At 64.7% G+C, this 25,711-nt stretch carries 22 protein-coding genes; 14 read left to right on the top strand and 8 right to left on the bottom strand.

Features of this window, described 5'->3' with window-relative positions:
* Positions 1-60 precede the first annotated feature (60 nt).
* Entirely contained in the window at positions 61-738 is a 678-nt protein-coding gene (locus tag ACVIJ6_RS22250; RefSeq protein WP_456774442.1) for a Crp/Fnr family transcriptional regulator, read from the bottom strand.
* A 341-nt stretch (positions 739-1,079) separates the two neighbouring features.
* Here ACVIJ6_RS22250 and ACVIJ6_RS22245 point away from each other — a divergent pair, with 341 nt between their 5' ends.
* The 9 genes from ACVIJ6_RS22245 to ACVIJ6_RS22205 all read left to right on the top strand — a co-directional run bounded on the left by ACVIJ6_RS22245 (position 1,080) and on the right by ACVIJ6_RS22205 (position 11,587).
* Positions 1,080-1,901: an ABC transporter ATP-binding protein gene (locus ACVIJ6_RS22245; RefSeq protein WP_012045626.1), complete on the top strand. Its 822-nt coding sequence runs from the start codon at positions 1,080-1,082 to the stop codon at positions 1,899-1,901.
* Positions 1,898-3,829, top strand: a complete 1,932-nt coding sequence (locus tag ACVIJ6_RS22240; RefSeq protein ID WP_456774441.1) for an AMP-binding protein — start codon at positions 1,898-1,900, stop codon at positions 3,827-3,829. The genes ACVIJ6_RS22245 and ACVIJ6_RS22240 overlap by 4 nt, the downstream gene beginning before the upstream one ends.
* Before the next feature lie 310 nt (positions 3,830-4,139).
* Positions 4,140-5,033 carry a branched-chain amino acid ABC transporter permease gene (locus tag ACVIJ6_RS22235; protein WP_456774440.1) on the top strand — a complete coding sequence of 298 codons (894 nt, stop codon included), beginning with the start codon at positions 4,140-4,142 and terminating at the stop codon, positions 5,031-5,033.
* Positions 5,034-5,141: 108 nt separating this feature from the next.
* Entirely contained in the window at positions 5,142-6,215 is a 1,074-nt protein-coding gene (locus ACVIJ6_RS22230; protein ID WP_456774439.1) for a branched-chain amino acid ABC transporter permease, read from the top strand.
* 58 nt (positions 6,216-6,273) lie between these two features.
* The gene (locus ACVIJ6_RS22225) at positions 6,274-7,560 is read left to right on the top strand and encodes an ABC transporter substrate-binding protein (protein ID WP_456774438.1); all 1,287 of its coding nucleotides are present in this window, start codon (positions 6,274-6,276) and stop codon (positions 7,558-7,560) included.
* Positions 7,561-7,723: 163 nt separating this feature from the next.
* On the top strand, positions 7,724-8,560 hold the full coding sequence (locus ACVIJ6_RS22220; RefSeq protein WP_456774437.1) for an ABC transporter ATP-binding protein: 837 nt from the start codon (positions 7,724-7,726) through the stop codon (positions 8,558-8,560).
* Between the two features lie 151 nt (positions 8,561-8,711).
* On the top strand, positions 8,712-9,935 hold the full coding sequence (locus ACVIJ6_RS22215; RefSeq protein ID WP_456774436.1) for a phenylacetate--CoA ligase family protein: 1,224 nt from the start codon (positions 8,712-8,714) through the stop codon (positions 9,933-9,935).
* Positions 9,936-10,066: 131 nt separating this feature from the next.
* On the top strand, positions 10,067-11,257 hold the full coding sequence (locus ACVIJ6_RS22210) for a CaiB/BaiF CoA transferase family protein (protein ID WP_456774435.1): 1,191 nt from the start codon (positions 10,067-10,069) through the stop codon (positions 11,255-11,257).
* 168 nt (positions 11,258-11,425) lie between these two features.
* Positions 11,426-11,587 carry a hypothetical protein gene (locus ACVIJ6_RS22205; RefSeq protein WP_456774434.1) on the top strand — a complete coding sequence of 54 codons (162 nt, stop codon included), beginning with the start codon at positions 11,426-11,428 and terminating at the stop codon, positions 11,585-11,587.
* 726 nt (positions 11,588-12,313) lie between these two features.
* Here the strand turns inward: ACVIJ6_RS22205 and ACVIJ6_RS22200 are convergent.
* From ACVIJ6_RS22200 to ACVIJ6_RS22175, 6 genes are all read right to left on the bottom strand, one after another.
* A complete protein-coding gene (locus tag ACVIJ6_RS22200; RefSeq protein WP_456774433.1) occupies positions 12,314-13,834 on the bottom strand; it encodes a tripartite tricarboxylate transporter permease in 1,521 nt (506 codons plus the stop codon).
* Between the two features lie 120 nt (positions 13,835-13,954).
* Positions 13,955-14,497: a tripartite tricarboxylate transporter TctB family protein gene (locus ACVIJ6_RS22195; protein WP_456774432.1), complete on the bottom strand. Its 543-nt coding sequence runs from the start codon at positions 14,495-14,497 to the stop codon at positions 13,955-13,957.
* A 32-nt stretch (positions 14,498-14,529) separates the two neighbouring features.
* Positions 14,530-15,516 carry a Bug family tripartite tricarboxylate transporter substrate binding protein gene (locus tag ACVIJ6_RS22190; RefSeq protein ID WP_456774431.1) on the bottom strand — a complete coding sequence of 329 codons (987 nt, stop codon included), beginning with the start codon at positions 15,514-15,516 and terminating at the stop codon, positions 14,530-14,532.
* A gap of 131 nt (positions 15,517-15,647) precedes the next feature.
* Positions 15,648-16,445, bottom strand: a complete 798-nt coding sequence (locus ACVIJ6_RS22185) for an enoyl-CoA hydratase/isomerase family protein (RefSeq protein ID WP_456774430.1) — start codon at positions 16,443-16,445, stop codon at positions 15,648-15,650.
* Entirely contained in the window at positions 16,445-17,638 is a 1,194-nt protein-coding gene (locus ACVIJ6_RS22180) for a pyridoxal-phosphate-dependent aminotransferase family protein (RefSeq protein ID WP_456774429.1), read from the bottom strand. The genes ACVIJ6_RS22185 and ACVIJ6_RS22180 overlap by 1 nt, the downstream gene beginning before the upstream one ends.
* A gap of 208 nt (positions 17,639-17,846) precedes the next feature.
* A complete protein-coding gene (locus ACVIJ6_RS22175) occupies positions 17,847-19,052 on the bottom strand; it encodes a pyridoxal-phosphate-dependent aminotransferase family protein (RefSeq protein ID WP_456774428.1) in 1,206 nt (401 codons plus the stop codon).
* 128 nt (positions 19,053-19,180) lie between these two features.
* Here ACVIJ6_RS22175 and ACVIJ6_RS22170 point away from each other — a divergent pair, with 128 nt between their 5' ends.
* From ACVIJ6_RS22170 to ACVIJ6_RS22155, 4 genes are all read left to right on the top strand, one after another.
* Positions 19,181-19,948 (top strand): GntR family transcriptional regulator, encoded by a 768-nt coding sequence (locus tag ACVIJ6_RS22170; protein WP_456774427.1) that lies wholly within the window; start codon positions 19,181-19,183, stop codon positions 19,946-19,948.
* Between the two features lie 117 nt (positions 19,949-20,065).
* Positions 20,066-23,020 carry an FAD-binding and (Fe-S)-binding domain-containing protein gene (locus tag ACVIJ6_RS22165; protein WP_456774426.1) on the top strand — a complete coding sequence of 985 codons (2,955 nt, stop codon included), beginning with the start codon at positions 20,066-20,068 and terminating at the stop codon, positions 23,018-23,020.
* A 197-nt stretch (positions 23,021-23,217) separates the two neighbouring features.
* The gene (locus ACVIJ6_RS22160) at positions 23,218-23,646 is read left to right on the top strand and encodes a GlcG/HbpS family heme-binding protein (protein ID WP_456774425.1); all 429 of its coding nucleotides are present in this window, start codon (positions 23,218-23,220) and stop codon (positions 23,644-23,646) included.
* 139 nt (positions 23,647-23,785) lie between these two features.
* Entirely contained in the window at positions 23,786-24,148 is a 363-nt protein-coding gene (locus ACVIJ6_RS22155) for a VOC family protein (RefSeq protein WP_456774424.1), read from the top strand.
* 1 nt (position 24,149) lies between these two features.
* Here the strand turns inward: ACVIJ6_RS22155 and ACVIJ6_RS22150 are convergent, their stop codons facing one another.
* Complete coding sequence (locus tag ACVIJ6_RS22150) at positions 24,150-25,022, bottom strand: GNAT family N-acetyltransferase (RefSeq protein ID WP_456774423.1); 873 nt, start codon at positions 25,020-25,022, stop codon at positions 24,150-24,152.
* Positions 25,023-25,153: 131 nt separating this feature from the next.
* Here ACVIJ6_RS22150 and ACVIJ6_RS22145 point away from each other — a divergent pair, with 131 nt between their 5' ends.
* Positions 25,154-25,699, top strand: a complete 546-nt coding sequence (locus ACVIJ6_RS22145) for a hypothetical protein (protein WP_456774422.1) — start codon at positions 25,154-25,156, stop codon at positions 25,697-25,699.
* Positions 25,700-25,711: the final 12 nt, after the last annotated feature.

Below are 25,711 nucleotides of genomic sequence, written 5' to 3'. Positions count from 1 at the left end.
CAAGCTCAATGGAAAACATACGTCAGATCAATGGCGTAGAAATAGGATGCAAAGGTCGGTCTAATCCCCGTAGCAGCGCAGACGGTCGAGATCGAGCACGGTCACCCCGCCATATTCCACCCGCAGCAGGCCGTCGCGCTCCAAGGTCTTGAGGCATTGATTGGCGTTCTGCCGCGACAGGCCCGAGAGTGCCCCGATCTCCTCCTGGGTGATTTCAAGGTGACGGGTCGTGTTGGGGTAGAGGATCGGGTTGAAGAGCGCGGCAATGCTGCGGGCCAGCCGCGCCGTCGCATCCAGCGTGCGGCCGACCTCGACGAGGCCAATGAACTGGCCGAGCCGCTCGTTGAGCTGGGTGACAAGAAAGCGGTTGAAGCCGACGCTGTTCTCGAACAGCCACATGAAGGTCTGCCGCTCCATCAGCGCCGCACGGGTATCGCGCAGCGCGACCACGTCGTAGCGGCGCGGCTCGTTCTTGAGCACGCTGCCCTCGCCGAACCAGGCGCCGGCCGACATGCCCGCAAACGTCGTCGCCTTGCCACCCCGCGATACCGTGCTCATCATGCGGGCCAGGCCCGAGACGATGCCGGCCCAATAATCGAACTGGTCGCCCCGCAAAAAGATGTGCTCGTTGGCGGCAAAGGAGCGCTCGACGATGCCGGCCGAGGCAACGTCGATCTCCTCGGGCCTGAGATGGCGCGACCAGGGCGCGATGCGCAGCAGGGTAGCGGAGGAGATCAAGCCATCGTCTCGTTACTTCGAATCTCGCCGCGACCGTATTGCATCGCAACAATCACGTCTTGAATTTTGCCCGGGAATTGTCAGGCGCAAGACAGTTCCTAATAGCGCTTTCCCTTATCCAGGACCACCGCATTCGACTCGGGCCTCTCCGGTTCATCCCCAGCATGGATGACGCGAAAGGCCCGGCATGCGGCAAAATGCACCCGCCGGGCCCGCCCCTCATTCGTCGGATGGCGCGGAATAGGCGGGCGGGATAGAGTTCGACGACAGCGGCGAGACTACGTCGCGACACCAGGCCTGAAGAGCGCGACAAGCGCCGGCAAGGACTTCGGGAGGACGACTTGGACTATACGTTGGAAGCGCGCGGGGTGTCGCTGCGTTTCGGTGGGGTGAAAGCCCTGACCGACGTCAGCTTCGGCGTGCGTGAGGGCGAGCTGTTCTCGATCATCGGCCCGAACGGCGCCGGCAAGACCTCGATCGTCAACTGCATCTCCGGGCGCTACAAGCCGACCGAAGGCCGCCTGTTCCATCGCGGCCACGACATCACCGGCCTGCCGCCGAATGCGCGCGCCAAGATCGGCATCGGCCGCACCTTCCAGAACCTCGCTTTGTTCCACCATATGAGCGTGCTCGACAACATCATGGTCGGGCGGCATCATTTATTGAAGAACAACTTCCTCACCGGCTCGCTCTATTGGCTCACTGGCGCGCGGCGCGAGGAGCTGAAGCACCGCGAGAAGGTCGAAGAGATCATCGACTTCCTCGACCTTCAGTCGGTGCGCAAGGCGCCGGCGGGCACCCTCTCCTACGGCCTGCGCAAGCGCGTCGAGCTCGCCCGCGCCATGGCGCTCGAGCCGCATCTCATCCTCCTCGACGAGCCGATGGCCGGCATGAACTTCGAGGAGAAGGAGGATATGGCGCGCTACATCGTCGACCTCAATGAGGAATACGGCATGACCGTCGTGATGATCGAGCACGACATGGGCGTCGTCATGGACATCTCCCACCGCGTCATGGTGCTCGATTTCGGCCGCAAGATCGCCGAGGGCGACCCGGCCGCCGTGCTCGCCGATCCCCACGTCAAGCGCGCCTATCTCGGCGAGGAGGACGAGCTGCTGGTCGATCCCGACGAGGCGCCCTCCATTGCGGAGGACGCGGCATGATGGACTATGCAGGTCGCGTCAGACAGGCCGACACCTATCCGAAGCTGCTGCGGCTGAATGCCAGGGAGCACGGCCCGGAGATCGCGCTGCGCGAGAAGGATCTCGGTCTCTGGCGCACCTTCACCTGGGCGGATTACCAGGCTCGCGTCCGCGATTTCGCGCTCGGCATGGTCGCGCTCGGGCTCGGCAAGGACGACGTCATTGGCATCATCGGCGACAACCGGCCGGACTGGGTTGCAGCCGAAATCGCCACCCATGCGATCAGGGCGTTCAGCCTCGGCCTCTATCGCGACGTGCTCGACGACGAGGCCGCCTATCTCCTGAACTATGGCGAGGCGCGGCTGGTGTTCGCCGAGGACGAGGAGCAGGTCGACAAGCTCTTGAACCTCGCCGATCGCGTGCCGGCGCTGAAGCACATCGTGTATTCCGATCCGCGTGGCATGCGCAAATATGACGATCCCAGGCTGATGCCGGCCGACAAGCTCGCCGAGCTCGGCCGCAACCTGGCCGCCCGCGAGCCGGATCTTTATGACCGCATGGTCGACGCCACCCAGGGCGACGACGTCGCGATCCTCTGCACCACGTCGGGCACGACCTCGCATCCGAAGCTCGCGATGCTCTCGGCCGCGCGCGTGCTCAAGCATTGCGCGACCTATCTCGCCTTCGACCCCAAGGGTCCCGAGGACGAATATGTCTCGGTGCTGCCGCTGCCCTGGATCATGGAACAGGTCTATGTGCTCGGCAAAGGTCTGCTCTGCCGGATGAAGGTCAACTTCGTCGAAGAGCCCGATACGATGATGAACGACTTCCGCGAGATTGCGCCGACCTTCGTGCTGTTCGCGCCAAGGGTCTGGGAGCAGATCGCGGCCGACGTCCGCGCCGCCGTCATGGACGCCTCGCCGCTGAAGCAGCGGCTATATCATCTGGGCATGTCGACCGGTCTCGCGGCGCTGGAGAAGGGGCAGCATTCAGCCTTGGCCAACATGCTGCTGTTCCGCGCGCTGCGCGACCGTCTCGGCTTCACCCGGCTGCGCTCGGCCGCCACCGGCGGCGCCGCGCTCGGGCCTGACACGTTCAAGTTCTTCCGCGCCATGGGCGTGCCGCTGCGCACGCTCTACGGCCAGACCGAACTGCTGGGGGCCTACACGCTGCATCCCGCCGACAAGGTCGATCCCGACACGACCGGCGTACCGATGTCGGAGGACATCGAGATCAGGATCGACCAGCCCGACAGCCAGGGCATCGGCGAGATCCTGGTGCGCCATCCCAACATGTTCTTGGGCTACTACAAAGCCCCTGAAGCCTCGGCCGCCGACGTCAAGAATGGCTGGATGCATTCCGGCGATGCCGGCTATTTCAACGACCACAAGCAGCTGGTGGTCATCGACCGCATCAAGGATCTTGCCGAGACCGCGCGTGGCGAGCGCTTCTCGCCGCAATATATCGAGAACAAGCTGAAGTTCTCGCCCTACATCGCCGAAGCGGTCGTGCTCGGCGCCGGCCGCGAGCATCTCGCGGCAATGATCTGCATCCGCTACTCCATCATCTCGAAATGGGCGGAGAAGAACCGCATCGCGTTCACCACCTATTCCGATCTCGCCTCGCGCAACGAGGTCTATGCGCTGCTGCAGAAGGAGGTCGAGACCGTCAACGCGCATCTGCCGGCTGCGCAGCGCATCGCCCGCTTCCTGCTGCTCTACAAGGAGCTCGACGCCGACGACGGCGAACTGACCCGCACCCGCAAAGTCCGCCGCAGCGTCATCAACGAGAAATACGCCGACATTATCGACGGCATCTATGGCGGCAAGCCGGCTATCCCCGTCGACACCGTCATCCGCTTCCAGGACGGCACCACCCAGCGCATCCGCACGACGTTGAGGGTGGTGGATCTCGGCGGCCACGGACCCATGGCGGAGGCGGCGGAGTGATGCGCTTTTCGTCACATGAGACCGTCATGCGCGGGCTTGACCCGCGCATCCATCCCGTTCCGAAAACGCTGGATCGCCGGGTCAAGCCCGGCGACGACGAGCGAGGTCTCGAGCAGCAGCAAACGCGACTGCACATTGATGCGCCCTCTCCTCTTGTGGGAGAGGGCAGCTCCGCTGGTCGACGAAAGCGCGGTGCGGTGAGGGATCCGTCTCCCCTTGCTCGCCCGCGGAGAGACCCCCTCACCCGGCTGCGCAGTGCGCAGCCACCCTCTCCCACAAAAGGACAGGGCTACATTGTGCCTGCACGCCCATGAACACCTCCTTCCTTATCCAGCTCCTCGTCAACGGCCTCGTGGTCGGCACGCTCTATGGCGTGGTCGCGATGTCGTTCGTACTGATCTACAAGGCGACGCAGGTCGTCAATTTTGCCCAAGGCGAGCTGCTCTTGATCGGCGCCTGGGTGTGCTGGCTGCTGCTGACGAAATATCAAGTCCCGTTCTGGGTCGGCATGCCGCTGACGCTCGTCTTCATGTTCGCGTTCGGCATCGCCGTGCAGGTCGTGATCCTCCGTCCCATGATCGGCGAGCCCATCATTTCCGTCATCATGGTGACGATCGGCCTGTCGACGGTGTTCCAGGCGGCGCTGAAATGGATGTTCGGCGTCAATCCGCAGCCGTTCCCGCCGGTGTTCGCGAGCAAGGCAGTCGATCTGTTCGGGCTACAGATCCAGACCGTCTATGTCATGAGCCTTGTGGTCTCGGTCGCGATGATGCTCGGAATGGCCTGGTTCTTCAAGGCATCGAAATACGGCCTCGCGATGCGCGCCACCGCCTTCAACCAGCAGGTCGCGCAATCGCTCGGCATCTCCGTCAAAAACGTGTTCGCGATGGCCTGGGCGATCTCGGCAACCGTCTCCGCCGTGGCCGGCGTCGTCGTCGCCGTCGTCAACGGCGTGTCGTCGGGACTGTCCGCCTATGGCATCAAGGTGTTTCCCGCGGCGATCCTCGGCGGCCTCGACTCGGTCGGCGGCGCCGTTCTGGGCGGCATCATCATCGGCCTGCTCGAAAACATCGCGCAATATGTCGACAGCCAATATCTGCACTGGGGTAATCTCTACGAGATCGCGCCGTTCTACGTGCTGATCCTCATCCTGATGATCAAGCCCTACGGCCTGTTCGGCACCAAAGACATCGAGCGGATATGAGCATGATCGCCGAAAAGTGGAGACCGGTTTTCGGTAACGATCATGCTCAAACCAAAGCGAAGGGCGAGCCAATGACGCAACCCAAGCTCCAGGCGAGATAGGCCCACCATGGTTGCACGCTCCACGATCCCCGCCGGTGACTTCCGCACCTCCTATGCGGCCGACACCACGATCTTCCCGACCAAGACCAGCCGCAATTTCGCGATCGCCGGCGTGATCCTGCTGTGCTTCGCGCCGCTTGTGTTCTCCGAATACTGGCTGTCGGTTTCGATCCAGATCGGCATCTTCGCAATCGCGGCGCTTGGGCTGAACATTCTGGTCGGCTTCACCGGTCAGATCTCGATCGGCCAGGCCGGCTTCTTCCTGCTCGGCGCCTTCACATCGGCCTATATCAACAACACCTATGCCATTCCGGTGTTCTTCGCGATCCCGCTGGCCGGGGTGATCACGGCGCTGGTCGGGCTCGTGTTCGGCCTTCCCGCGGCGCGGCTGAAGGGCCTCTATCTCGTCATCGCCACGCTCGCCGCGCAATACATCCTGCTCGACTTCTTCTCCCGCGCCGAATGGTTCTCCGGCGGCTCGGTGCCGGCCTCGGCCAATCCGTTCTCGATCTTCGGCTATACGCTGCGCGGCGACCGGCAATATTTCTACGTCGTGCTGGCCTATGTGGTGGTCTGCTATTTGCTCGTCACCAATTTGATGCGTACCCGCGACGGCCGCGCGCTCATCGCGATCCGCGACCATTATCTCTCGGCCGAGATCATGGGCATCAACCTGACCAAGTACCGCACGCTGTCGTTCGGCCTGGCCGCGTTCTTCGCCGGCATCGCCGGCGCGCTCTACGCGCATTATCAGCTGGTGATCTCGCAGGAGGGCTTCGGCATCGAGCGATCGATCCTGTTCCTGGCGATGATCATCATCGGCGGCACCGGCTCGATCATGGGCACCTTGATGGGGACCGCCTTCGTCGTTCTGCTGCCAGAATCGATGGAGTGGCTGAGCCATCATCTGAAGGGCGGCGCGATCGACAAGACGCTCGCGCTGAACAACAACATCACATTCCTGCGCGAGATCGCGATCGGCCTGATCATCATCGCCTTCCTGATGTTCGAGCCTGACGGGCTCGCGCATCGCTGGCGGCAGATCAAGACATACTGGAAGCTCTACCCGTTCTCACATTGATTCCAACCAACAGGGACCGGCGACAATCCGGCCCGGATGCACCACAGGAGGAAGCACTATGACGATCAAATCATGGCTCGGCTCGGCGGCGCTCGCGCTGCTCGCAGGCACCTTCGCCGCATCGGCGAACGCGCAGCAGATCGCGATCGGCCATCTGCAGGATCTGTCGGGCGGCACGTCCGACGTCGGCACGCCCTATGGCCAGGGCGTCGTCGACACCTTCGCCTGGGTCAACAAGAACGGCGGCATCGGCGGCAAGCAGCTCGCCGTCGACAGCAACGACTATGGCTACCAGGTGCCGCGCGCGATCGCGCTGTACAAGAAGTGGTCGGCGCCGGACAACAAGGTCGCTGCAATCATGGGCTGGGGCACCGCCGATACCGAGGCGCTGACCGGATTCCTCGCCAATGACAAGATCCCGGATTTGTCCGGCTCCTACGCCGCGGCGCTGACCGATCCCGAAGGCACCAGCGGCAAGGCCAAGCCTGCGCCGTATAATTTCTTCTACGGCCCGAGCTACTCGGACGCGCTGCGCGCCGAGCTGACCTGGGCAGCCGAGGACTGGAAGGCCAAGGGCAAGCCCGGCAAGCCCAAGTTCGTGCACATGGGCGCCAACCATCCCTACCCCAACGCACCGAAGGCCGCGGGCGAAGCGCTCGCCACCGAGCTCGGCTTCGAGGTGCTGCCGCCGCTGGTGTTCGCGCTGGCCCCCGGCGACTACAGTGCGCAATGCCTGAGCCTGAAGAGCTCCGGCGCCAACTACGCCTATCTCGGCAACACTGCGGCCTCCAACATTTCGGTGATGAAGGCCTGCAAGAACGCCGGCGTCGATGTGCAGTTCCTGTCCAATGTCTGGGGCATGGATGAGAACGCCGCCAAGACCGCGGGCGATGCCGCCGATGGCGTGATCTTCCCGCTGCGCACCTCGGTCGGCTGGGGCGGCGATGCACCGGGCATGAAGACGGTGCAGGAGATCGCCAAGATGTCCGACCCCACCGGCAAGGTCTATCGGCCGGTGCACTACGTCGCCGCGGTCTGCTCCTCGCTCTACATGAAGGAAGCAATCGAATGGGCGGTGAAGAATGGCGGCCCGACCGGCGAGAACGTCGCCAAGGGCTTCCACCAGAAGAAGGATTGGGTGCCGGCCGGGATGGATGGCGTCTGCAGCCCTTCGACCTGGACCGAGAAGGATCACCGCGGCACGATGAAGGTCGACCTTTATCGCGCGCGCGTGACGGGTCCGACCGATGGTGACCTCAACGACTTGATGGCGAAAGGCGTGATCAAGCTCGAAAAGGTGAAGACCGTCGAGCTGCCGCGCAAGGCCGAATGGGCGGGTTGGTAAGCTAATGAGATGCTGAAGAGTACGCGCGTCAGCATCTCCACACACGATCGTCATCCCCGCGAAAGCGGGGATCCAGTACGCTGCGGCTTCTCGATCGAGCATCGGCGTCTCTGCAATACTGGGTCCCCCGCCTTCGCGGGGGACGACAGTGAGGTGAACGGACATGGTTGAGACCCTCGACAAGCCGAATGCCAATGCGACCGCGAGCGCCGCCCCCCTGCTCTCCGTTCGCAACATCGAGGTCGTCTATGACGACGTCATCCTGGTGCTGCGCGGGCTCAGCCTCGATGTCCCGAAGGGCGCCATCGTCGCGCTGCTTGGCGCCAATGGTGCCGGCAAATCGACGACGTTGAAGGCGATCTCCGGCCTGCTGAAGACCGAGGATGGCGAGGTCACGCGCGGCGAGATCATGTTCGACGGCGCGCGCATCGACGGCATCGATCCGGAGAAGATCGTCCGCCGCGGCATCTTCCAGGTCATGGAGGGCCGGCGCATCGTGGCCGACATGACCTCGCTCGAAAACCTCAAGCTCGGCGCATTCACCCGCAGCGACCGCGAGGTCAACAGCGACATCGAGATGGTGTTCAACTATTTCCCGCGGCTGAAGGAGCGGACCGGCCTGGCCGGCTATCTCTCCGGCGGCGAGCAGCAGATGCTGGCGATCGGGCGCGCGCTGATGGCCCGGCCGAAGATGATCCTGATGGACGAGCCGTCGATGGGCCTGTCGCCGTTGCTCGTAAAGGAGGTGTTCGCGATCATCAAGGAGATCAACCGCGATCTCGGCGTCACCATCCTCCTGGTCGAGCAGAACGCGCGCGCGGCGCTGTCGGTCGCCAGCCACGGCTACATCATGGAACAGGGCAAAGTCGTGCTCGACGGCACCGCAGACAGCTTACGCGACAACGAGGACGTCAAGGAATTCTACCTCGGCGGCGCCGGCGACCAGCGCAAGAGCTTCAAGAACCTGAAGAGCTTCAAGCGGCGGAAGCGGTGGCTGTAGCCGAAATCTCTCCCCTCGTCATGGCCGGGCTTGCCCCGACCATCCACGCGCGAGCCGCAAAGACGAACCACGTGGATGCCCGGGACGACAATGCGAAGACGCGCTTCGCGCTTTTGCCCGGACATGACGGCACAAGACCGAAGGACTGGGCATGAATACCCATTACGACGCCCTCGAAACCCGTGATCCCGCCGTCCGCGAGCAGGATCTGTTCGGCCGCCTGCCGGACGTTCTCCGCGCGGCGATGAAGGCGCCGGCCTATGCCGCGCTGCTTCAGGGCATCGATCCCGTCGACGTCACCACCCGCGCCGCGCTCGCCCAACTCCCCGTGCTGCGCAAGTCCGAGCTCCCGGCCCTGCACAAGGCGGCGCCGCCATTCGGCGGCTTTGTCGCGCAGTCCCCCGGCGCGTTCTCCCGTCTGTTCACGTCGCCTGGCCCGATCTTCGAGCCGGAGGCGGCGCATAGCGATCCCTGGCGCGGCGCGCGCGCGCTGTTCGCGGCCGGCTTCCGCCGCAGTGACGTCGTGCTCAACACCTTCAGCTATCATTTGACGCCCGGCGGCTTCATCTTCGACGCCTCGGCGCGCGCACTCGGCTGCGCGGTGATCCCGGCCGGACCGGGGAACACCGAGGCGCAGTTCGAGCTGATCGAGGCCTATCGGCCGGTCGGCTACAGCGGTACGCCCGATTTCCTGAAGATCCTGCTCGATGGCGCGGCGAGCGCCGACCGCGACGTCTCCTCGATCAAGCGCGCACTGGTGTCGGGCGCGGCCTTTCCGCCGTCCTTGCAGGCCGAGATCAAGGCGCGCGGCATTGATGCCTACCAGGCCTTTGGCACCGCCGATCTCGGCATCATCGCCTATGAGACCTTGGCGCGCGAGGGCATGGTGGTCAATGAGGATCTCATTTTCGAGATCGTCCGCCCCGGCACCGGTGATCCCGTGGCCGAGGGCGACGTCGGCGAGATCGTCGTCACCTCGCTCGATCCTGCCCATCCCTGGATTCGCCTCGCACTCGGCGATCTCACCGCCGCCCTGCCCGGCGTCAGCCGCTGCGGCCGCACCAACATGCGCATCAAGGGCTGGATGGGCCGCGCCGACCAGACCACCAAGATCAAGGGCATGTTCGTTCGCCCTGAGCAGGTCGCCGAGATCGGCAGGCGCCATCCGGAGCTCGGCCGCCTCCGGCTTGTCGTCACCCGCGCCGGGGAAACCGACGCGATGACGTTGAAGGCCGAATGCGCCGCACCGTCAGACGGCCTGCAGGACGCGCTCGCCGCGAGCCTGCGCAGCGTCGCCAAGCTCGGCGGCCAGGTCGAACTGGTCGCGCCGGGAACGCTGCCCAACGACGGCAAGGTGATCGCAGACGAGCGCTGAGCCAGGTTCCTGCGCGAGGGCGCAGCCCTGCAGCGGCGGCATGAGCGGCGCGGCGCGCACGGCCGTTGCGCAATTGTCGCCTCCCGCGGCCTCTCCTATACAGCCATGTCAGTTTTTCGGAGTTCATCCGCATGGCCTTCCCGCGCGCGTCCAAAGCCCTGTCCCGCTTCACTGTGCTCGATTTGACGCGCGTGCGCGCCGGCCCGACCTGCGCGCGGCAGTTTGCCGATTGGGGCGCCAACGTCATCAAGATCGATGCCATGATGGAGGATGGCGGCGAGGCGCTGGGTGGCCCGCGCCGGGGTGCCGACTTCCAGAACCTGCATCGCAACAAGCGCGCGATGACGCTCAATCTGAAGGATCCCAAGGGCGTCGACGTGTTCATGCGGCTGGCCAAGCAGGCCGACGTCGTGATCGAGAACTATCGGCCCGATGTGAAGACCAAGCTCGGCATCGATTACGAGGCCGTCCGCAAGGTCAATCCGCGCATCGTCTATGGCAGCATCTCCGGCTTCGGCCAGGACGGCCCCTATGCCAAGCGGCCGGGCTTCGATCAGATCGCGCAGGGCATGGGCGGGCTGATGTCGATCACCGGGGCGCCCGGAGAAGGCCCGATGCGTGCCGGCATCCCGATCGCCGATCTCTCCGCGGGCCTGTCCTGCGCCATGGGCATCCTCACCGCGCTGCTTGAGCGCGAGGTCTCCGGCGAGGGCCAGTGGGTGCAGACCTCGCTGCTGCAGGCGCAGATCTTCATGCTCGACTTCCAGGCCGCGCGCTGGCTGATGGAGAAAGACGTCGCGCCGCAGGCGGGAAACAATCATCCGACCAGCATCCCGACCGGCGTGTTCAAGACCGCCGACGGCTACATCAACATCGCCGCGACCGGCGGCCGGATCTGGGAGCGGCTATGCCAGACGCTGGGCGCCCCGGAATGGATCGATCATCCCGACTACGCCACCGCACCAGCACGCTCGAAGAACCGCGATGGGTTGAACGCCGAGATCAACCAGCGCACGGCGGCGAAGACCAGCGAACAATGGGTCGCCGAGCTCAACGCTGCCGGAGTCCCCTGCGGCCCGATCTACGCGATCGATCAGATGTTCGAGGACCCGCAGGTCAAGCATCTCGGCATGGCGCAGCAGGTGCCGAGCGACGACGGCCGCGACATCACGCTGGTGGCCCAGCCCTTCACATTGTCGCGCACGCCAAGCCGCATGGCGGCGCGGCCGCCGGAGTTCGGCGAGCAGACCGAGGAGATTCTCTCCGAATTCGGCTTCACCGACGGCGAAATCGCCGATCTCCGCCTGAATCGCGTCGTGTGAGCAGGTGCAATATGACCAAGCTGCGGCATCCCGCCGCTGTGGCCAAGATGTCACCACGTTGGAACTTCCAACTTGGCCGGATTGAGGCCAAGGCAAGACCGCGTTAATCTCTTCGCATCAGTTGATCGCGGACCTCACGGGGCCCGCGCGCGTGAGGAGTAGCGGATCATGAGCGCGACCGAGTTGAACGAATTCCTGACGGCGATGGACATCGTACGCGACGTCAACGCGGCCGCTCTGAACCACGGTGCTGGGCTTCCTTTCGACGAGACGATGCTCGACAACGAGTCCGACTGGTACCACATGCCCGTCGCGGAGAAGGTGAACTGAGGCTGAGCGCTGCCTGAGTTCAACGCTCTCGTCTGATATCAACGCTTCCCGAGGCCCTCGTTCGGACAATCCGGACGGAGGCTTTTTTCATTCGGGACCCCAGGATGAGGGAGAGCGCGAACAGGCATCCTTGTCAGAAAACGCCGAACGCAAAAAAAGCCCGACGCAAGCGCCGGGCAAGGGATCGTCTCGGGAGGAAACATCAGGACGCGATGACCAGAGATCAGGCACCGCGCGTGAGCAGCACAACGTCTGCCCATGAATGAAGCCTACCACCGCCCTGCCTAAAAAGCTGTCATCGCAAAGACACAACCTCTGGAGAAGCGCGGAAAGGATTCGAACAACGGTCCGTCGCCGCGAAGCCAGCCTCCTCCCTGATGTGGCAACGGTGCCACGGTCCAGTTCGATCCACGCCAAGGCCCAATCGAGCCAATGGTCGCAATCTCACGCGAGTTCTAGCCTGTTTGTTGTGGCGGCCTGCCATTCCAGCGGCGGCGCTCCGCCTCAGCACAGAACGCGTGGTCCGCGCGGCTCATCCCGCCTGCGGCCGTCCTTCGAGACGCCCGCCTGCGGCGGGCTCCTCCGGACGAGGCCTGAATGCGCAGCACGATCTCCCCTTCATGGTCAGGAGCGCCGCGCCTCAACAGGTAGTGGACTCCACCAACTGTTGCGCGCGGCGCGTCTCGAACCATGAGGCCCTGAACGTCGCGGCTTGCGGTCCGCCGCCTACGCCTCGGCCTTCGCCGCCGGCGCGCTCGACTTGCTGACGCTCGCGACCAGCCGATCGATCAGCGGCCAGAACAACAGCAGGATCGCGAGCGTCGTGATCGTGCCGACGAGACCGTTCGCCCAGAACACCTTCATGTTGCCGCCGGAGATGATCATCGACTGCCGGAACGCGTCCTCGGCACGGCTGCCGAGGACCAGCGCCAAGGTGAACGGCGCCAGCGGAATCTTGATCTTCTTGAAGACGTAGCCGACGACGCCGAAGCCGAGCATCAGCCAGACGTCAAACATCGCGTTCTGGATCGCATAGGCGCCGATGGCGCAGGACACCACGATCATCGGCGCGACGGCCGCAAACGGCACCCGCAGGATCGAGGCGAAGATCGGCACGGTGGAGAGCACCAGCACGAGGCCGACGACGTTGCCGAGATACATCGAGGCGATCAGGCCCCAGACGAAGTCCTTGTGCTCGACGAACAGCAGCGGTCCGGGATTGAGACCCCACACCATCAGGCCGCCGAGCAGGATCGCCGCGGTGCCGGAGCCGGGAATGCCGAGCGCCAGCATCGGCAGCAGCGCCGCGGTGCCCGAGGCATGCGCGGCGGTCTCAGGCGCGAACACGCCCTCGATGCGGCCCTTGCCGAAACTGTCCGGGTCCTTCGAGAAGCGCTTGGCGAGGTTGTAGCCCATGAAGGACGCCGCGATCGCGCCGCCCGGCGTGATGCCGAGCCAGCAGCCGATCACCGAGGAGCGCAGCAGGGTCATCCAGTATTTCGGCAGGTCCTTCCACACGGCAAGCACCGTGCGCAGCGAGATCGCGGCGGCGTGCCCCCGCAGCGCCAAGCGCTCCTCCATCGTCAGCAGGATCTCGCTGATGCCGAACAGGCCGATCACGGCAACCAAGAAGTTGATACCGCGGAGCAGATCCGTCGAGCCGAAGGTCATGCGCAGCTGGCCCGATACCGTGTCCATGCCGACACCGGCAAGCAGCAGCCCGAGCGCCATCGCGATGACGGTCTTGTGCTTGTCCTCACGTCCCAGCCCGACGAACGAGCAGAAGGTGAGCAGATAGACGGCGAAGAACTCGGGCGGACCGAACTTCAGCGCGAAGGACGAGATCCACGGCGCCAGGAAGGTGATCAGCAGCACGGCGACCAGCGAGCCGATGAAGGACGAGGTGAAAGCCGCCGTCAGCGCCTCGGCCGCCTTGCCCTGCTGCGCCATCGGATAGCCGTCGAAGGTGGTCGCCACCGACCAGGCCTCGCCGGGAATGTTGAACAGGATCGAGGTGATGGCGCCGCCGAACAGCGCGCCCCAATAGATGCAGGACAGCATCACGATGGCCGAGGTCGGATCCATCGAGAAGGTCAGCGGCAGCAGGATCGCGACGCCGTTGGGGCCACCGAGCCCCGGCAGCACGCCGACGAACACGCCGAGCACGAGCCCGACCATCATCAGCGCCAGCGTCTTCCACGTCAGAAGGACCGCAAACCCGTGCAGCAGGAGACCCAAGGCTTCCATGATTTCATTCCAACTGTTTCCTCGTCATTGCGAGCGCAGCGAAGCAATCCAGAGTCGCGTGTGAAGCCCTGGATTGCTTCGTCGCGATGCTCCTCGCAATGACGGAGGGAGAGACCAGTGTCAGTACCCGAACGCCGCTTCGAGCGGCCCCTTGGGCATCAGCACGTCGAACACGATATCGAAGGTCACGAACATCACGGCGCTGAACAAGAACGCCGTGAGCAGAGATTTCCAGATCGCGATTCTGCCGACGATACGCATGAAGCCGGCGATCAGCAGGAAGCTCGCGACATAGATGCCGAGAAACTGCATGGCGATGCAGAACAGAAGAGTCGGCACGAACACCGCCATCACACGGCGCAGCTGCGCCCGCGTGACGAAGGTCTCGACCGCCTCCTTGCGCGACAGGAACGCCGCGCCGATGCCGTAGAGGCTGGCGCCACCGAGAATCACCGACAGATAGAACGGGAAGTAGCCCGGCTCGGGACCGGTGGAGTCCCAGGACGCCCCGGTCCGCCAATTGTCCCAGGCGAGCACGACGGCGAGCGTGAGCAGCAGCAGCGACACGGCGACGTCGACGGTCCGGTTGGATGTGACGGCCGGAGAATTCTCCTCCGGCGCGGTCGGATCGTCGACCGCGATCTCGATCTCAGCGTTGGACATCGATCCTCCTCATCCCCTCGCCCCGCCCGGCCTCACTTGGCGACGAAGCCAGCTTCCGTCATCAGCTGCTTGTTCAGCGAGCCGTCCTCTTCGAGGAACTGCACCATGTCCTTGCCGGTGAGGAAGATCGGCTTGAGCGCCTGCTTCTCCATGTAGTCCTTGTATTCCGGCGTCTGCACCAGCTTGCTGAACAGGTCGACATAGAACTCCTGCTGCTCCTGGTTGACCTTGCCTGGCAGGAACATCGCGCGCAGCATCAGGTACTGCACGTCCAGGCCCTGCTCCTTGCAGGTCGGAATGTCATTCCAGGACTGCGTCTCCGTGACCTTGGCGGTGTAGGAGATGCGCTCCTTGTCGAACACGCAAAGCGGACGCACCTGGCCGGCGCGCCAGACTTCCAGGTTCTCGGAGGGATTGTTGACGTTCGCCTCGGTATGGCCGCCGACCAACTGCGTCGCAGCCTCGCCGCCCGACTTGTAAGGCAGATAGGAGAATTTGGCGCCGGTCTTCTTCTCCAGGAACACGGTGAGCACGTGATCCTCGCGCTTCGAGCCGGTGCCGCCTAGCTTGAACGGCGAGCTCGATGCCTTGGCGGCCTCGATGAACTCCTTCACCGTCTTCGGACCGTTGACATTGTCCCACAACACGAACTGGTCGAGCGCGATCACCGCGACCGGCGACAGCTCATGCCAGTCGAACGGCAGCTTGGCCGACAGCGGCAGCATATAGATCAGCGAATAGGCGATCAGGACCTTGTTGGCGTCAGCATCGCTGGACTTCATGTACATCAGCGCCTCGGCTCCGGACGCCCCGCCCTTCAGCGACACGACGACCGGTTGCTTCAGCAGATTGTTCTTCTGGATCGCCGCCTGCATCATGCGGGCCATCTGGTCGGATGCGCCACCGGCGCCCGCAGCCACGACGATTTCGACCGGCTTGGTCGGCTCCCAGCCGGCAAAGGCCGGCGCACTTCCGAAAAGAACCGCCGTTGCGGCCGCAATTTTGATCAGGTTGCGCACGTGTTTTCTTCCCCGTTCGAAGCGCCTGCTTGCATCCTACCAGGATACTGCTGGCTTATTGTGATGAGTTCAAGATGACAAGGAAAATGCCGCGTCGCGATGTCCGCATAAGGTCGCAGCCGCGGCATGCGCTACTTGCCCTTCCAGTTCGGTGGACGCTTGTTGAGGAACGCGTCCATGCCCTCGCGGAAATCCTCGCTCATATAGGCCCGCAGGATCAGGTCCTCGCCCTCGTCGCGCGTCAACGTGCGACGGATGCGGCGGACCGCCTCCTTGGTCACTTCGAGCGTGATCGGCGCATGCGACGCGACAAGCTTCGCCGTCTCCAGCGCGCGCGTCTGCAGGGTTTCGACGTCGGGCACGATCTCGTTCAGCAGGCCGAGCGCGAGCGCCTCCGGGGCCTCGACCAGCCGGGCCTTGAAGATCATGTCCTTGGTGCGCGCCGGTCCGATCAGGGAGACCACGCGCGAAACGTTCGACATCGACAGGCAGTTGCCGAGCGTGCGCGCGATCGGAAAGCCGATGCGGGTGGTCTCGGTGCCGATGCGGATGTCGCAGCAGGCGGCGATGCCGGCGCCGCCGCCGGTGCAGGCGCCGGCGATCGCCGCGATCACCGGCACACGGCACAGTTCGAGCGTGCCGAGCACGCGATCGATCCGCGCCTCATAGTCGAGCGCGTCCTGCGCGGTCTTGAAGGCACGGAACTGGGAGATGTCGGTCCCGGAGGCGAAGGCCTTGTCGCCGGCGCCGGTCAGGATCAGCGCCTTGATCGAGCGGTCGGCATTGATGGCCTCGCAGATCGAGGCCATCTGGTCGTACATCGCGAATGTCATCGCGTTGCGCGCCTGCGGCCGGTTGAAGGTGATCCTCGCGATGCCGTCGTCGACGGCATAGATGAGATCGTCGGATCCGGTCGCAGGTGCGTTCATCAGGCCACCTTCGAAATCGGCGCGGCCTCGCGCGCCTTCAGGACGTCCATCGCCGCGAGCACGCCACCGGCGCGATGCGGCACATTGGCGAGCGCAAGGCCCATCTCGACGCCGGCGAGCGTGCCCATCAGCATCAGGTCGTTGAAGTGACCGATATGGCCGATGCGGAACACCTTGCCCTTGATCTTGTTCAGGCCGGTGCCGAGCGACATGTCGAAATTCTCGAGCACGAGCTTGCGGAACTGATCGGCATCATGGCCCTCGGGCATCACGACGCCGGTCAGCGCCGGAGAATGCGCCTGCGGATCCTGACACTGCGTATCGAGACCCCACGCCTTCACGGCGGCGCGCGTCGCGAGGCTGTGGCGGCGGTGGCGGGCGAACACGTTCTCGTGGCCCTCCTCCTCCAGCATTTTCAGTGCCTCGTTGAGGCCCATCAAGAGATTGCAGGCTGGCGTGTAGGGGAAGGTGCCGAGCCTGTTGAAATTGATGATCTCCTGCCAATCCCAATACGAGCGCATGCCCGGATTGGACTTGGCGGCGGCGAGCGCCTTCTCCGAGACGGCATTGAAGCCGAGGCCCGGCGGCAGCATCAGGCCCTTCTGGGAGCCCGCGACCGAGACGTCGATGCCCCAGGCGTCGTGCTCGTACTCCATCGAGCCGAGACCGGAGATGGTGTCGACCATCAGCAGCGCCGGGTGGCCTGCGCGATCGAGCGCCTTGCGCACATCGAGCGGCGGCGTCAGGCAGCCGGTCGAGGTCTCGTTGTGCACGATGCAGACGGCCTTGATCTTGTGCGCCTTGTCCTCGACGAGGCGCTGTTCGATGGCCGCGATGTCGGCGCCATGACGCCAGTCGCCGGAGATGAAGTCGACGTCGAGCTTGAACTTGTCGGCGATGCCACGCCACAGCACCGCGAACTGGCCGGTCTCGGCCATCAGCACCTTGTCGCCGGGCGCGAGCGTGTTGACGATCGCCGCTTCCCAGGCGCCGGTGCCGGACGACGGATAAATGATCACCGGCTGCTTGGTGCGGAAGATCCGCTGGCTGGCCGCCAGCACGGCAAAACCGAGCTCGGCGAACTCGGGACCACGATGATCCAGCGTCGGCATGTCCATCGCGCGCAGCACGCGGTCGGGCACGTTGGTCGGCCCCGGAATTTGAAGAAAATGCCGTCCTGTGTGCACAGTCATTGGCGTCCATCCCCGGTCGTTTGGTTGGTGCGCGGACGTGGCATGCCACGCGCTCGCCGCGCTTTTCTCCCGCCAGACCGCTGGCGTCAACAAAGAAGACGCAAGCACCGATCGCTTCGGGCTGACATCCCTCAGATGCACACGGGCTTCCTTCTGCTGTGCAATGCGGCACGGGCGGATTTGACCCGCAGCCGCACGCGATTTCGCCTCAATTCACAACTGCGAGATGCCGCGGCGCATTGCCGGGCATTGGCTGCTCCAGAAGTGCCATCGCAGCATCGACACCACCGGCACGATGCGGCACGCCGGCGACACGCAGCCCCATCTCAACACCACTGAGCGCGGCCATCAGGGTCAACTCGTTGCACTCGCCGAGATGGCCGATGCGGAACACCTTGCCGGCGACCTTGGAGAGGCCCGAGCCGAGCGACATGTTGTAATTGTCCAGCACGACCTGGCGGAACTGATCGGCATCATGGCCCGGCGGCATCAGCACGGCGGTCAGGACCGGCGAATAGTCCTTCGGCTCCTGGCAGAGCACCTCCAGTCCCCAATGCTGGACCGCGGCACGAGTGGCCGCCGCCAGTCGTTGATGGCGCGCGAACACCTCGTCGAGGCCTTCCTCGAGCAACATCGCGATCGCTTCACGCAAGCCGTAAAGCAGGTTCGTCGCAGGCGTGTAGGGGAAGAAGCCAGTCGCGTTCAGCTTCAGCATGTCTTCCCAATCCCAGAACGAGCGCGGCATCCTGTTGGTCTTGGCAACCGCCCGCGCCTTGTCCGAGACCGCATTGAAACCGAGCCCCGGCGGCAGCATGAACCCCTTCTGCGAGCAGGACACAGCGACATCGACCCTCCACTCGTCGAAGCGGAAGTCGGCCGAGGCGAGGCCCGAGATGGTATCGACCATCAGCAACGCCGGATGCTTGGCGCGATCCATCGCTGCCCTGACCTCGCCGATCCGGCTGGTCGCGCCGGTCGAGGTCTCATTGTGCACGACCATCACGGCCTTGAGCTGATGCGCCGTGTCGGCCGCGAGCTTCTCTTCGATCATTGCGGGGTCGACACCGCGCCGCCAGTCGCCCGGAATGAAATCGACCTCGATCCCCCAGCGCGACGCCATCTGCCGCCACAGCGTGGCGAAATGGCCGGTCTCAACCATCAGCACCTTGTCGCCGGGCGACAGCGTGTTGACGATCGCAGCCTCCCAGGCGCCGGTGCCGGAGGACGGATAGATGATAACCGGGCTCGCGGTCTTGAAGATCTTCTGCGACCCGCTGAGGACGGCTTTGCCGAGCTCGCCGAATTCGGCGCTGCGGTGGTCGATCACCGGCATGTCCATCGCCCGCAGCACCCGCTCGGGCACCGGACTCGGTCCCGGAATATGCAGGAAATGGCGGCCTTGGTGACGGGTCAAAGGAAAACTCCAAACGACAGCGGCATTGCAGCACCTATGATTGCATGCAATTTTCGCCTACGCAAGGCATATAACGAATTCATATATGAGATCGACCCAATCTGTAATCACCGCTACAATGTTGCGGCATGAGCTCCATGATTCCTGACATCGAAATGCCCCCCTCTGCCGAGCCAGGCAGCCGCACGACATCAGCGCGGGACGAGACCTCGCTGCATGACGAGATCCTGGCCAGGCTGCGCGACCACATTGTCGAGGGCCATGTCCCCGACGGCGGGCGGCTGTCCGAGCGGCAGCTCTGCGAGATGTTGGGGGTATCCCGCACGCCCTTGCGTGAAGCCCTGAAGGTGCTCGCGGCGGAAGGGCTGGTCGAACTGCTGCCCAATCGCGGTGCGCGGGTGCGCCCCTTGAGCGCCGCAGACATTCGCGAATTGTTCGACCTGATGGGTGGCCTGGAGGGTCTTGCTGGACGCCTCGCCTGCGAGAAAATGTCGGATGAAGACATCAAAAATATCGAGCAACTTCATCACGATATGTATGGCTTTTACATGCGGCAGGACATGCATGGTTACTTCCATATGAACCAGCTCATCCACCGCGCGATCGTGGATGCCGCCGCCAATGCAACCCTTCACGCGACCTATGAGAGCCTCGCCGGACGCATCCGCCGGGTCCGCTTCTCAGCCAATTTCGCGCGCAAGCGCGAACGCTGGAGCGAGGCCATGCGCGAGCATGAGCAGATCCTCGACGCGCTGCGCCGCCGAGCGGGCAGCGAACTATCCGACATCCTCTTCCAGCATTTGCGCAACAAGGGGGCGGCCGCGATCGCCTACTTTGCCGAGGGGCAGGCCGTCATCTCACCAACCGCCGGCGGAAAGTCCGTCGGAGTAGACTAAGGTCGAGAAAGGCCTTCTCAAATTGCATGCAATCTGGTTGACGGTACGCCGCAAATGATTGACACCGGGCCGAGGCCTGGGGAACCGCGACCAGACCAGGGCCGACCAGGGACCATCATGCCGAACGCCAAAGCCGGTCCGTCCAGGCTGGAACAGAAGCTCCGCGCCGAGATCACCGGCGACGTCTTTTTCGATCGCTTCAATCGTGGCCGCTACGCCACGGACGCCTCTTTTTATCAGGTCATCCCGGCCGGCGTGGTCGTGCCACGCACGATGGACGAGGCTTTACGGGCGCTGGCCATCGCCCGCGATGACGGCCGCATCGTCACCCCCCGCGGCGGCGGCACCTCGCAATGCGGCCAGACAGTCAACGAGGGAATCGTCGTCGACTTTTCCAAGCACCTCAACCGCATCGTCTCGCTCGATGTCCAGGGCCGGACCTGCGTGGTCGAGCCGGGCATCGTGCTCGACGACCTCAACCGCCAGCTGAAGACGCACGGCCTGTGGTTTCCCGTGGATGTCTCCACGGCGTCGCGCGCCACGATCGGCGGCATGGCAGGCAACAATTCCTGCGGCGGCCGCTCGCTGCGCTATGGCACGATGCGCGACAACACCATTGCCATCGACGCGGCGCTGGCCGACGGCACGATGACGCGCTTCGGCGAGGTGCCGCGCGACCTCGCCGACGTGAACGTACCAGATAGCGCCCGCGCGCTGTTCCGCGACATGCTGGCGCTCGGCGAGCGCGAGGCCGCCGAGATCGCCGACAGATTTCCCAAGGTGCAGCGCCGCGTCGGCGGCTACAATCTCGACGCGCTGACGCCGCGCAACGCCGCCACCAATCTCGCCCATCTCCTTGTCGGCTCCGAAGGTACGTTGGCCTTCTCCACCCGGATCGAGCTGAAGCTGTGGCCGCTGATCCGGAACAAGGTGCTCGGCGTCTGTCATTTCGGCAGCTTCTATGAGGCGATGGACGCGGCCCAGCATCTGGTCAAGCTGAAGCCGATCGCGGTCGAGCTGGTCGACCGCACCATGATCGGGCTCGGACGCGACATCGCAATGTTCCAGCCGGTGATCGCGGCGGCCGTGCGCGGCGATCCCGATGCGATCCTGGTGGTGGAGTTCGCCGAGGAGACTGCCGACGCGAACCTCGCCAAGCTGAAGCAGCTCTCCGAGCTGATGGGCGATCTCGGCTTCTCCTGGACCAACGAGCCGCGCAAATGGGGCGGCGTGGTTGAGATATCAGAGCCAGCGCTGCAGACCGCCGTCGCCGACTTCCGCGCCGCCGGCCTCAACGTCATGATGTCGATGAAAGAGGCCGGCAAGCCGGTGTCCTTCGTCGAGGATTGTGCCGTGCCGCTGCCGCATCTCGCCGACTACACCGCGCGCCTCAATGAGGTCTTCGCCAAGCACGGCACCCGCGGCACGATGTACGCGCATGCCTCCGAAGGCTGCCTGCACGTCCGCCCCGTGCTGAATTTGAAGCTGGAGAAGGACGTCAAGGCGATGCGGGCCATTGCGGAGGAAGCCTTCGCCATGGTGCGCGAGTACAAGGGCTCGCATTCCGGCGAGCATGGCGACGGCATCGTGCGCTCGGAATTCCACGAACAGATGTTCGGCAGCCGTATCGTCGCCGACTTCAAGGAAATAAAGCAGCGCTTCGACCCGGCGAACGTGCTCAACCCCGGCCGCATCGTCGATCCGCCCAGAATGGACGACCGCTCGCTGTTCCGCTATCCGCCGGATTATCGCGTCGACGACATCAAGACCGTGCTCGATTGGTCGGCCTATCCCGGCGCTGCCGGCGGCTTCCAGGGCGCGGTCGAGATGTGCAACAACAACGGCGCCTGCCGCAAGCTCGACGGCGGCGTGATGTGCCCGTCCTATCGCGCCACTCGCGACGAGAAGGATGTCACGCGCGGCCGCGCCAACACGCTGCGGCTCGCGATCTCCGGCCAGCTCGGTCCGGGCGCGCTGTCATCCGACGAGATGATGGAGACGCTCAAATTGTGCGTCTCCTGCAAGGCCTGCCGCCGCGAATGCCCGACCGGCGTCGACATGGCCAAGATGAAGATCGAGGTGCTGGCGGCACGGGCCAGGAGCCATGGCCTCACCTTGCGTGACCGGATCGTCGCTTATCTGCCGCGCTATGCTGATCTGGCGGCTCGCTTCGCGCCGCTCGCGAACCTGCGCAATCACAGCGCGCCGCTGCGCGCGCTCATGGAGCGCGTCGCCGGCATCAGCGCCAAGCGCAAGCTCCCGGCGTTCCGGAGCGACACGTTCCGCGTCGACGCCGAGGCGTTCGGTCCCGAGAACGGCCGCGAAGTCGTGCTGTTCGGCGATACCTTCAACCGCGTCTATGAGCGTGAGAATCTCGAGGCCGCGCTGCGCGTGCTGATCGCCGGGGGGTACCGCGTTTACGTGCCAAGACCTGCCGATGGCGGCCGTGCGCTATGCTGCGGCCGCACCTTCCTGTCCGCCGGGCTCGTCGACGAAGCCAAGTCAGAGCTGAAGCGGCTGGTCGAAACCTACGCTCCGTTCGCCGCCCGCGGCGTGCCGATCATCGGCCTGGAGCCGAGCTGCCTTCTCACGCTGCGCGACGAACTGCTGTCGCTGCGCAACGACGCCGCCGCGAAGACGATCAGCGCGCATGCCTTGCTGCTGGAGGAATTCCTCGCGCGCGAGGCCGAGAGCGGGCGTCTCGCGCTGCCGCTCGGCCCCCTGCCCGGCAAGGCGCTGCTGCACGGGCATTGCCACCAGAAATCCTTCGCCGCCTTCAAGCCGGTCGAACAGGTGCTGCGGCTGATCCCCGAGCTTGAGGTCGAGACGATCGAATCCTCCTGTTGTGGCATGGCGGGCGCGTTCGGCTATGGCGCGGAGACCTACGAGGTGTCGCAGCAGATGGCGGAAGCCTCATTGCTGCCGGCTGTTCGCAATGCGGATGCTTCGACCTTCATCGTCGCTGACGGCACCTCCTGCCGCCATCAGATCCAGCATGGCGCCGCCCGCGGCGCCATGCACGCTGCGCAGCTCCTGGCGATGAGCCTGGAGCGAGCGCACCCGAGCGCGTAGTTCGCGCGCTGCCAACCGCGGAGCGCGACGTCAATGTTCGTCAGTGCGAGGAGCGAAGCGACGACTTGTCCGCCATAACCCGGAGGGCGACGGCGGAAGCAGTCCAGACCCTTTCTTTCGCCCTGGATTGCTTCGCTTCGCTCGCAATGACGGATGATAGAGCCGACTATTCATCACAAATCACAAAGGACACCGACATGACCGATCTCACGCTCGACACCGCCCGCAAGATCCTCGACGCGACGCTCGCGAAGGGGATCGAGAAGAAGCTGAAGCCGCTCGCCGTGATGGTGCTCGACGCCCGCGGCTGCCTGAAGGCCGCCGCCGCGCAGGATGGCACCAGCCTGATGCGGGCCGAGGTCGCGCATGGCAAGGCCTATGGCGCGCTGGCGCTCGGCCTCGGCTCGCGCGCGCTGTTCCAGCGTGCCCAGGAGCAGGCCTATTTCATCGATGCCGTGAACACGCTGGCGCAGGGCCGCATGGTGCCGGTGCCCGGCGGCGTGCTGATCATGGACGGCGCTACTTTGCTCGGCGCCGTCGGCGTCTCCGGCGACACCAGCGACAATGACGAGATCTGCGCCATCGCCGGCATCGAGGCCGCCGGCCTCAAGCCGAATGCGGGCTGAGCGCGCAACCTGGACTCCATGCGCCCCACGATGGATGGAGCGCATGGATGCGCCGGATCAGGGGCACCTGCCCTTGCGCCCCCTCCCGCGATCTGCGCTTCTCTGCACTGCGGCTTCCATTCCGGCACGGAGAGCCACCATGACCATCGAGAGCATCAGCGCGATCACCATCGCCACCCACGACATGGCCCGCGCGGTCGCCTTCTATCGGGCGCTCGGGTTCGACGATATCCCGTATGGCGGCGCCGACGCTCCATTCACGACCTTCCGCGTCGGCGCGGGCTATCTCAACCTGATCGCTACCCCCGAAGACAAGCAATGGAGCTGGTGGGGCCGCATCATCTTCCACGTTGCGGATGTCGATGCCGTCTACGCCAAGGCCCTGGCTGCCGGCTTCGCGCCCTCGACCACACCGCGTGACGCCGAATGGGGCGAGCGCTACTTCCACCTCACCGATCCCGACGGCCATGAGTTGAGCTTCGCGCGGCCGCTCGGACGCTGAGCTAGCCGAGCTCGAATGTGGTGATGCCGAATACGCGCTCGATCCGCAGCGGCGGAATCGAGCCGGTATACATGCGCGCGGTCTCGAACACCGGCTTGAGGCCGAGGCTCTCGGCGAGCGCCACCGCGTCCAGATTGATTGTGGGCACGTCGAGGAACAGCTCGGCTTCGCCGATTGTGCTCAGCAGCGCCGCGACCACGGCCTCAGCATCCTCGCGCCTCTCGGCCACCAGCGGACCGATCTTGGAGCCGGCGCGGCACGGGCGGATCACGCCCCAGGCGGCCAGCGCGCCATCGCGGATCAGCGCCCGGCCGACATGACCGGGCGTGCCGATCCAGGCCCGCAGGAATGCGCGGCGCGGGGCGGGAAACACGGTCGCATCCGACGCGTCGATGTCGGCCAACGGCACATCGCTCAGGGCGACGATCCCTGATGAACTCCCTGGTGGCGGCAGGGCGGCAGGTCGCCCACCATAGCGGATATTTGCATATGCATAGCTGAAGCCGGATTTCCGGTAATTGTCCTGCTGCGCGACCACGCCATCGAGCCCGACGATGCGCGATCCCGCATGCGCCATCGCCGCCCGCCAGAGCCGCAAGCCGTAGCCCTGCCCGCGCAGCCCAGGACGGACGATGTAGAAGCCGAGAAAGGCGAAGCGGTCGTCGTAATTGACGCAGGACACCGTCGCGACCGGCACGCCGTCGCGCTCGGCAACGAGGAAGCCATCGGGATCGACCACCGCGAAGCAGGCCGCATCAGACAAACCAGGATTCCACCCCTCGGCCGCCGCCCAGTCGACGGCGAGAGAAATCTCGTCGGCGCGCGTCGGCCGAATGGTGAGACCATCGGTTGAATGGGGACGGGAAGATGTCATGCGTCCATCCTAAGTCCGTCAGCGCACATCGACAACGGCGCCTTGACGGAGATGATCGTGGCTGCTCCATATCAGCCGCCGGCCCGGAATCCCTGACTGCGCCGGCGAGACACTGTACCCGCGAGGTCGAATTGACGGCTCCCACAGATCCGGAAAGCGCCCAAGGGCAGCCCCTCGCCATCGCGACCACCGACCGTCTTATCAACCTCGACATCCTGCGTGGCCTCGCCCTTTTCGGCGTTATGGCCATCAATGTCGTGTTCGAATTCCGGGTCTCGATCTTCCGGCAGTTCCTGCCCGTGCTCGCAGCGCCGCAGGACGGAACGATGTTCGTCGATACGGCCAGCGTCTCTCCGAAGCTGCTGGCCCTCCTCTTCTCCCTGTTCGGCGACTCGCCATTCAACCGCGCGCTGGAGGAATTTCTCGATCGCGCTGTCTCCATGAAGGCCTTCGCTCTATTCTCGCTGATGTTCGGCATCGGGCTCGCCATGCAGTTCGACCGGATCGCGCCGCACCGCCGTCTCTCCCTGCTGCTCCGGGCGTCTGATGATCCTGCTGGTGATCGGCCTGCTGCACCTGACGCTGCTGTGGAACGGCGACATCCTGACCGAATATGCGCTCGCCGGAATGATCGTGCTGCCATTCCTGTTTGCGCCGAGGTGGGTCGTGATAGCTAGCAGCCTCGCGCT

This window comes from Bradyrhizobium sp. USDA 4369 (assembly GCF_054056435.1).
Note: the sequence above shows the minus strand (reverse complement) of the source record. Positions and strands in the feature narration are given on the sequence as shown.

What these genes read in the sequence shown, in the direction of transcription:
- ACVIJ6_RS22240 (WP_456774441.1), top strand. Translation starts at nt 1,898, where the DNA reads ATGATGGACTATGCAGGTCGCGTCAGACAGGCCGACACCTATCCGAAG.
- ACVIJ6_RS22235 (WP_456774440.1), top strand. Translation starts at nt 4,140, where the DNA reads ATGAACACCTCCTTCCTTATCCAGCTCCTCGTCAACGGCCTCGTGGTC.
- ACVIJ6_RS22230 (WP_456774439.1), top strand. Translation starts at nt 5,142, where the DNA reads ATGGTTGCACGCTCCACGATCCCCGCCGGTGACTTCCGCACCTCCTAT.
- ACVIJ6_RS22225 (WP_456774438.1), top strand. Translation starts at nt 6,274, where the DNA reads ATGACGATCAAATCATGGCTCGGCTCGGCGGCGCTCGCGCTGCTCGCA.
- ACVIJ6_RS22220 (WP_456774437.1), top strand. Translation starts at nt 7,724, where the DNA reads ATGGTTGAGACCCTCGACAAGCCGAATGCCAATGCGACCGCGAGCGCC.
- ACVIJ6_RS22215 (WP_456774436.1), top strand. Translation starts at nt 8,712, where the DNA reads ATGAATACCCATTACGACGCCCTCGAAACCCGTGATCCCGCCGTCCGC.
- ACVIJ6_RS22210 (WP_456774435.1), top strand. Translation starts at nt 10,067, where the DNA reads ATGGCCTTCCCGCGCGCGTCCAAAGCCCTGTCCCGCTTCACTGTGCTC.
- ACVIJ6_RS22205 (WP_456774434.1), top strand. Translation starts at nt 11,426, where the DNA reads ATGAGCGCGACCGAGTTGAACGAATTCCTGACGGCGATGGACATCGTA.
- ACVIJ6_RS22200 (WP_456774433.1), bottom strand. Translation starts at nt 13,834, where the DNA reads ATGGAAGCCTTGGGTCTCCTGCTGCACGGGTTTGCGGTCCTTCTGACG.
- ACVIJ6_RS22195 (WP_456774432.1), bottom strand. Translation starts at nt 14,497, where the DNA reads ATGTCCAACGCTGAGATCGAGATCGCGGTCGACGATCCGACCGCGCCG.
- ACVIJ6_RS22185 (WP_456774430.1), bottom strand. Translation starts at nt 16,445, where the DNA reads ATGAACGCACCTGCGACCGGATCCGACGATCTCATCTATGCCGTCGAC.
- ACVIJ6_RS22180 (WP_456774429.1), bottom strand. Translation starts at nt 17,638, where the DNA reads ATGACTGTGCACACAGGACGGCATTTTCTTCAAATTCCGGGGCCGACC.
- ACVIJ6_RS22170 (WP_456774427.1), top strand. Translation starts at nt 19,181, where the DNA reads ATGAGCTCCATGATTCCTGACATCGAAATGCCCCCCTCTGCCGAGCCA.
- ACVIJ6_RS22165 (WP_456774426.1), top strand. Translation starts at nt 20,066, where the DNA reads ATGCCGAACGCCAAAGCCGGTCCGTCCAGGCTGGAACAGAAGCTCCGC.
- ACVIJ6_RS22160 (WP_456774425.1), top strand. Translation starts at nt 23,218, where the DNA reads ATGACCGATCTCACGCTCGACACCGCCCGCAAGATCCTCGACGCGACG.
- ACVIJ6_RS22155 (WP_456774424.1), top strand. Translation starts at nt 23,786, where the DNA reads ATGACCATCGAGAGCATCAGCGCGATCACCATCGCCACCCACGACATG.
- ACVIJ6_RS22150 (WP_456774423.1), bottom strand. Translation starts at nt 25,022, where the DNA reads ATGACATCTTCCCGTCCCCATTCAACCGATGGTCTCACCATTCGGCCG.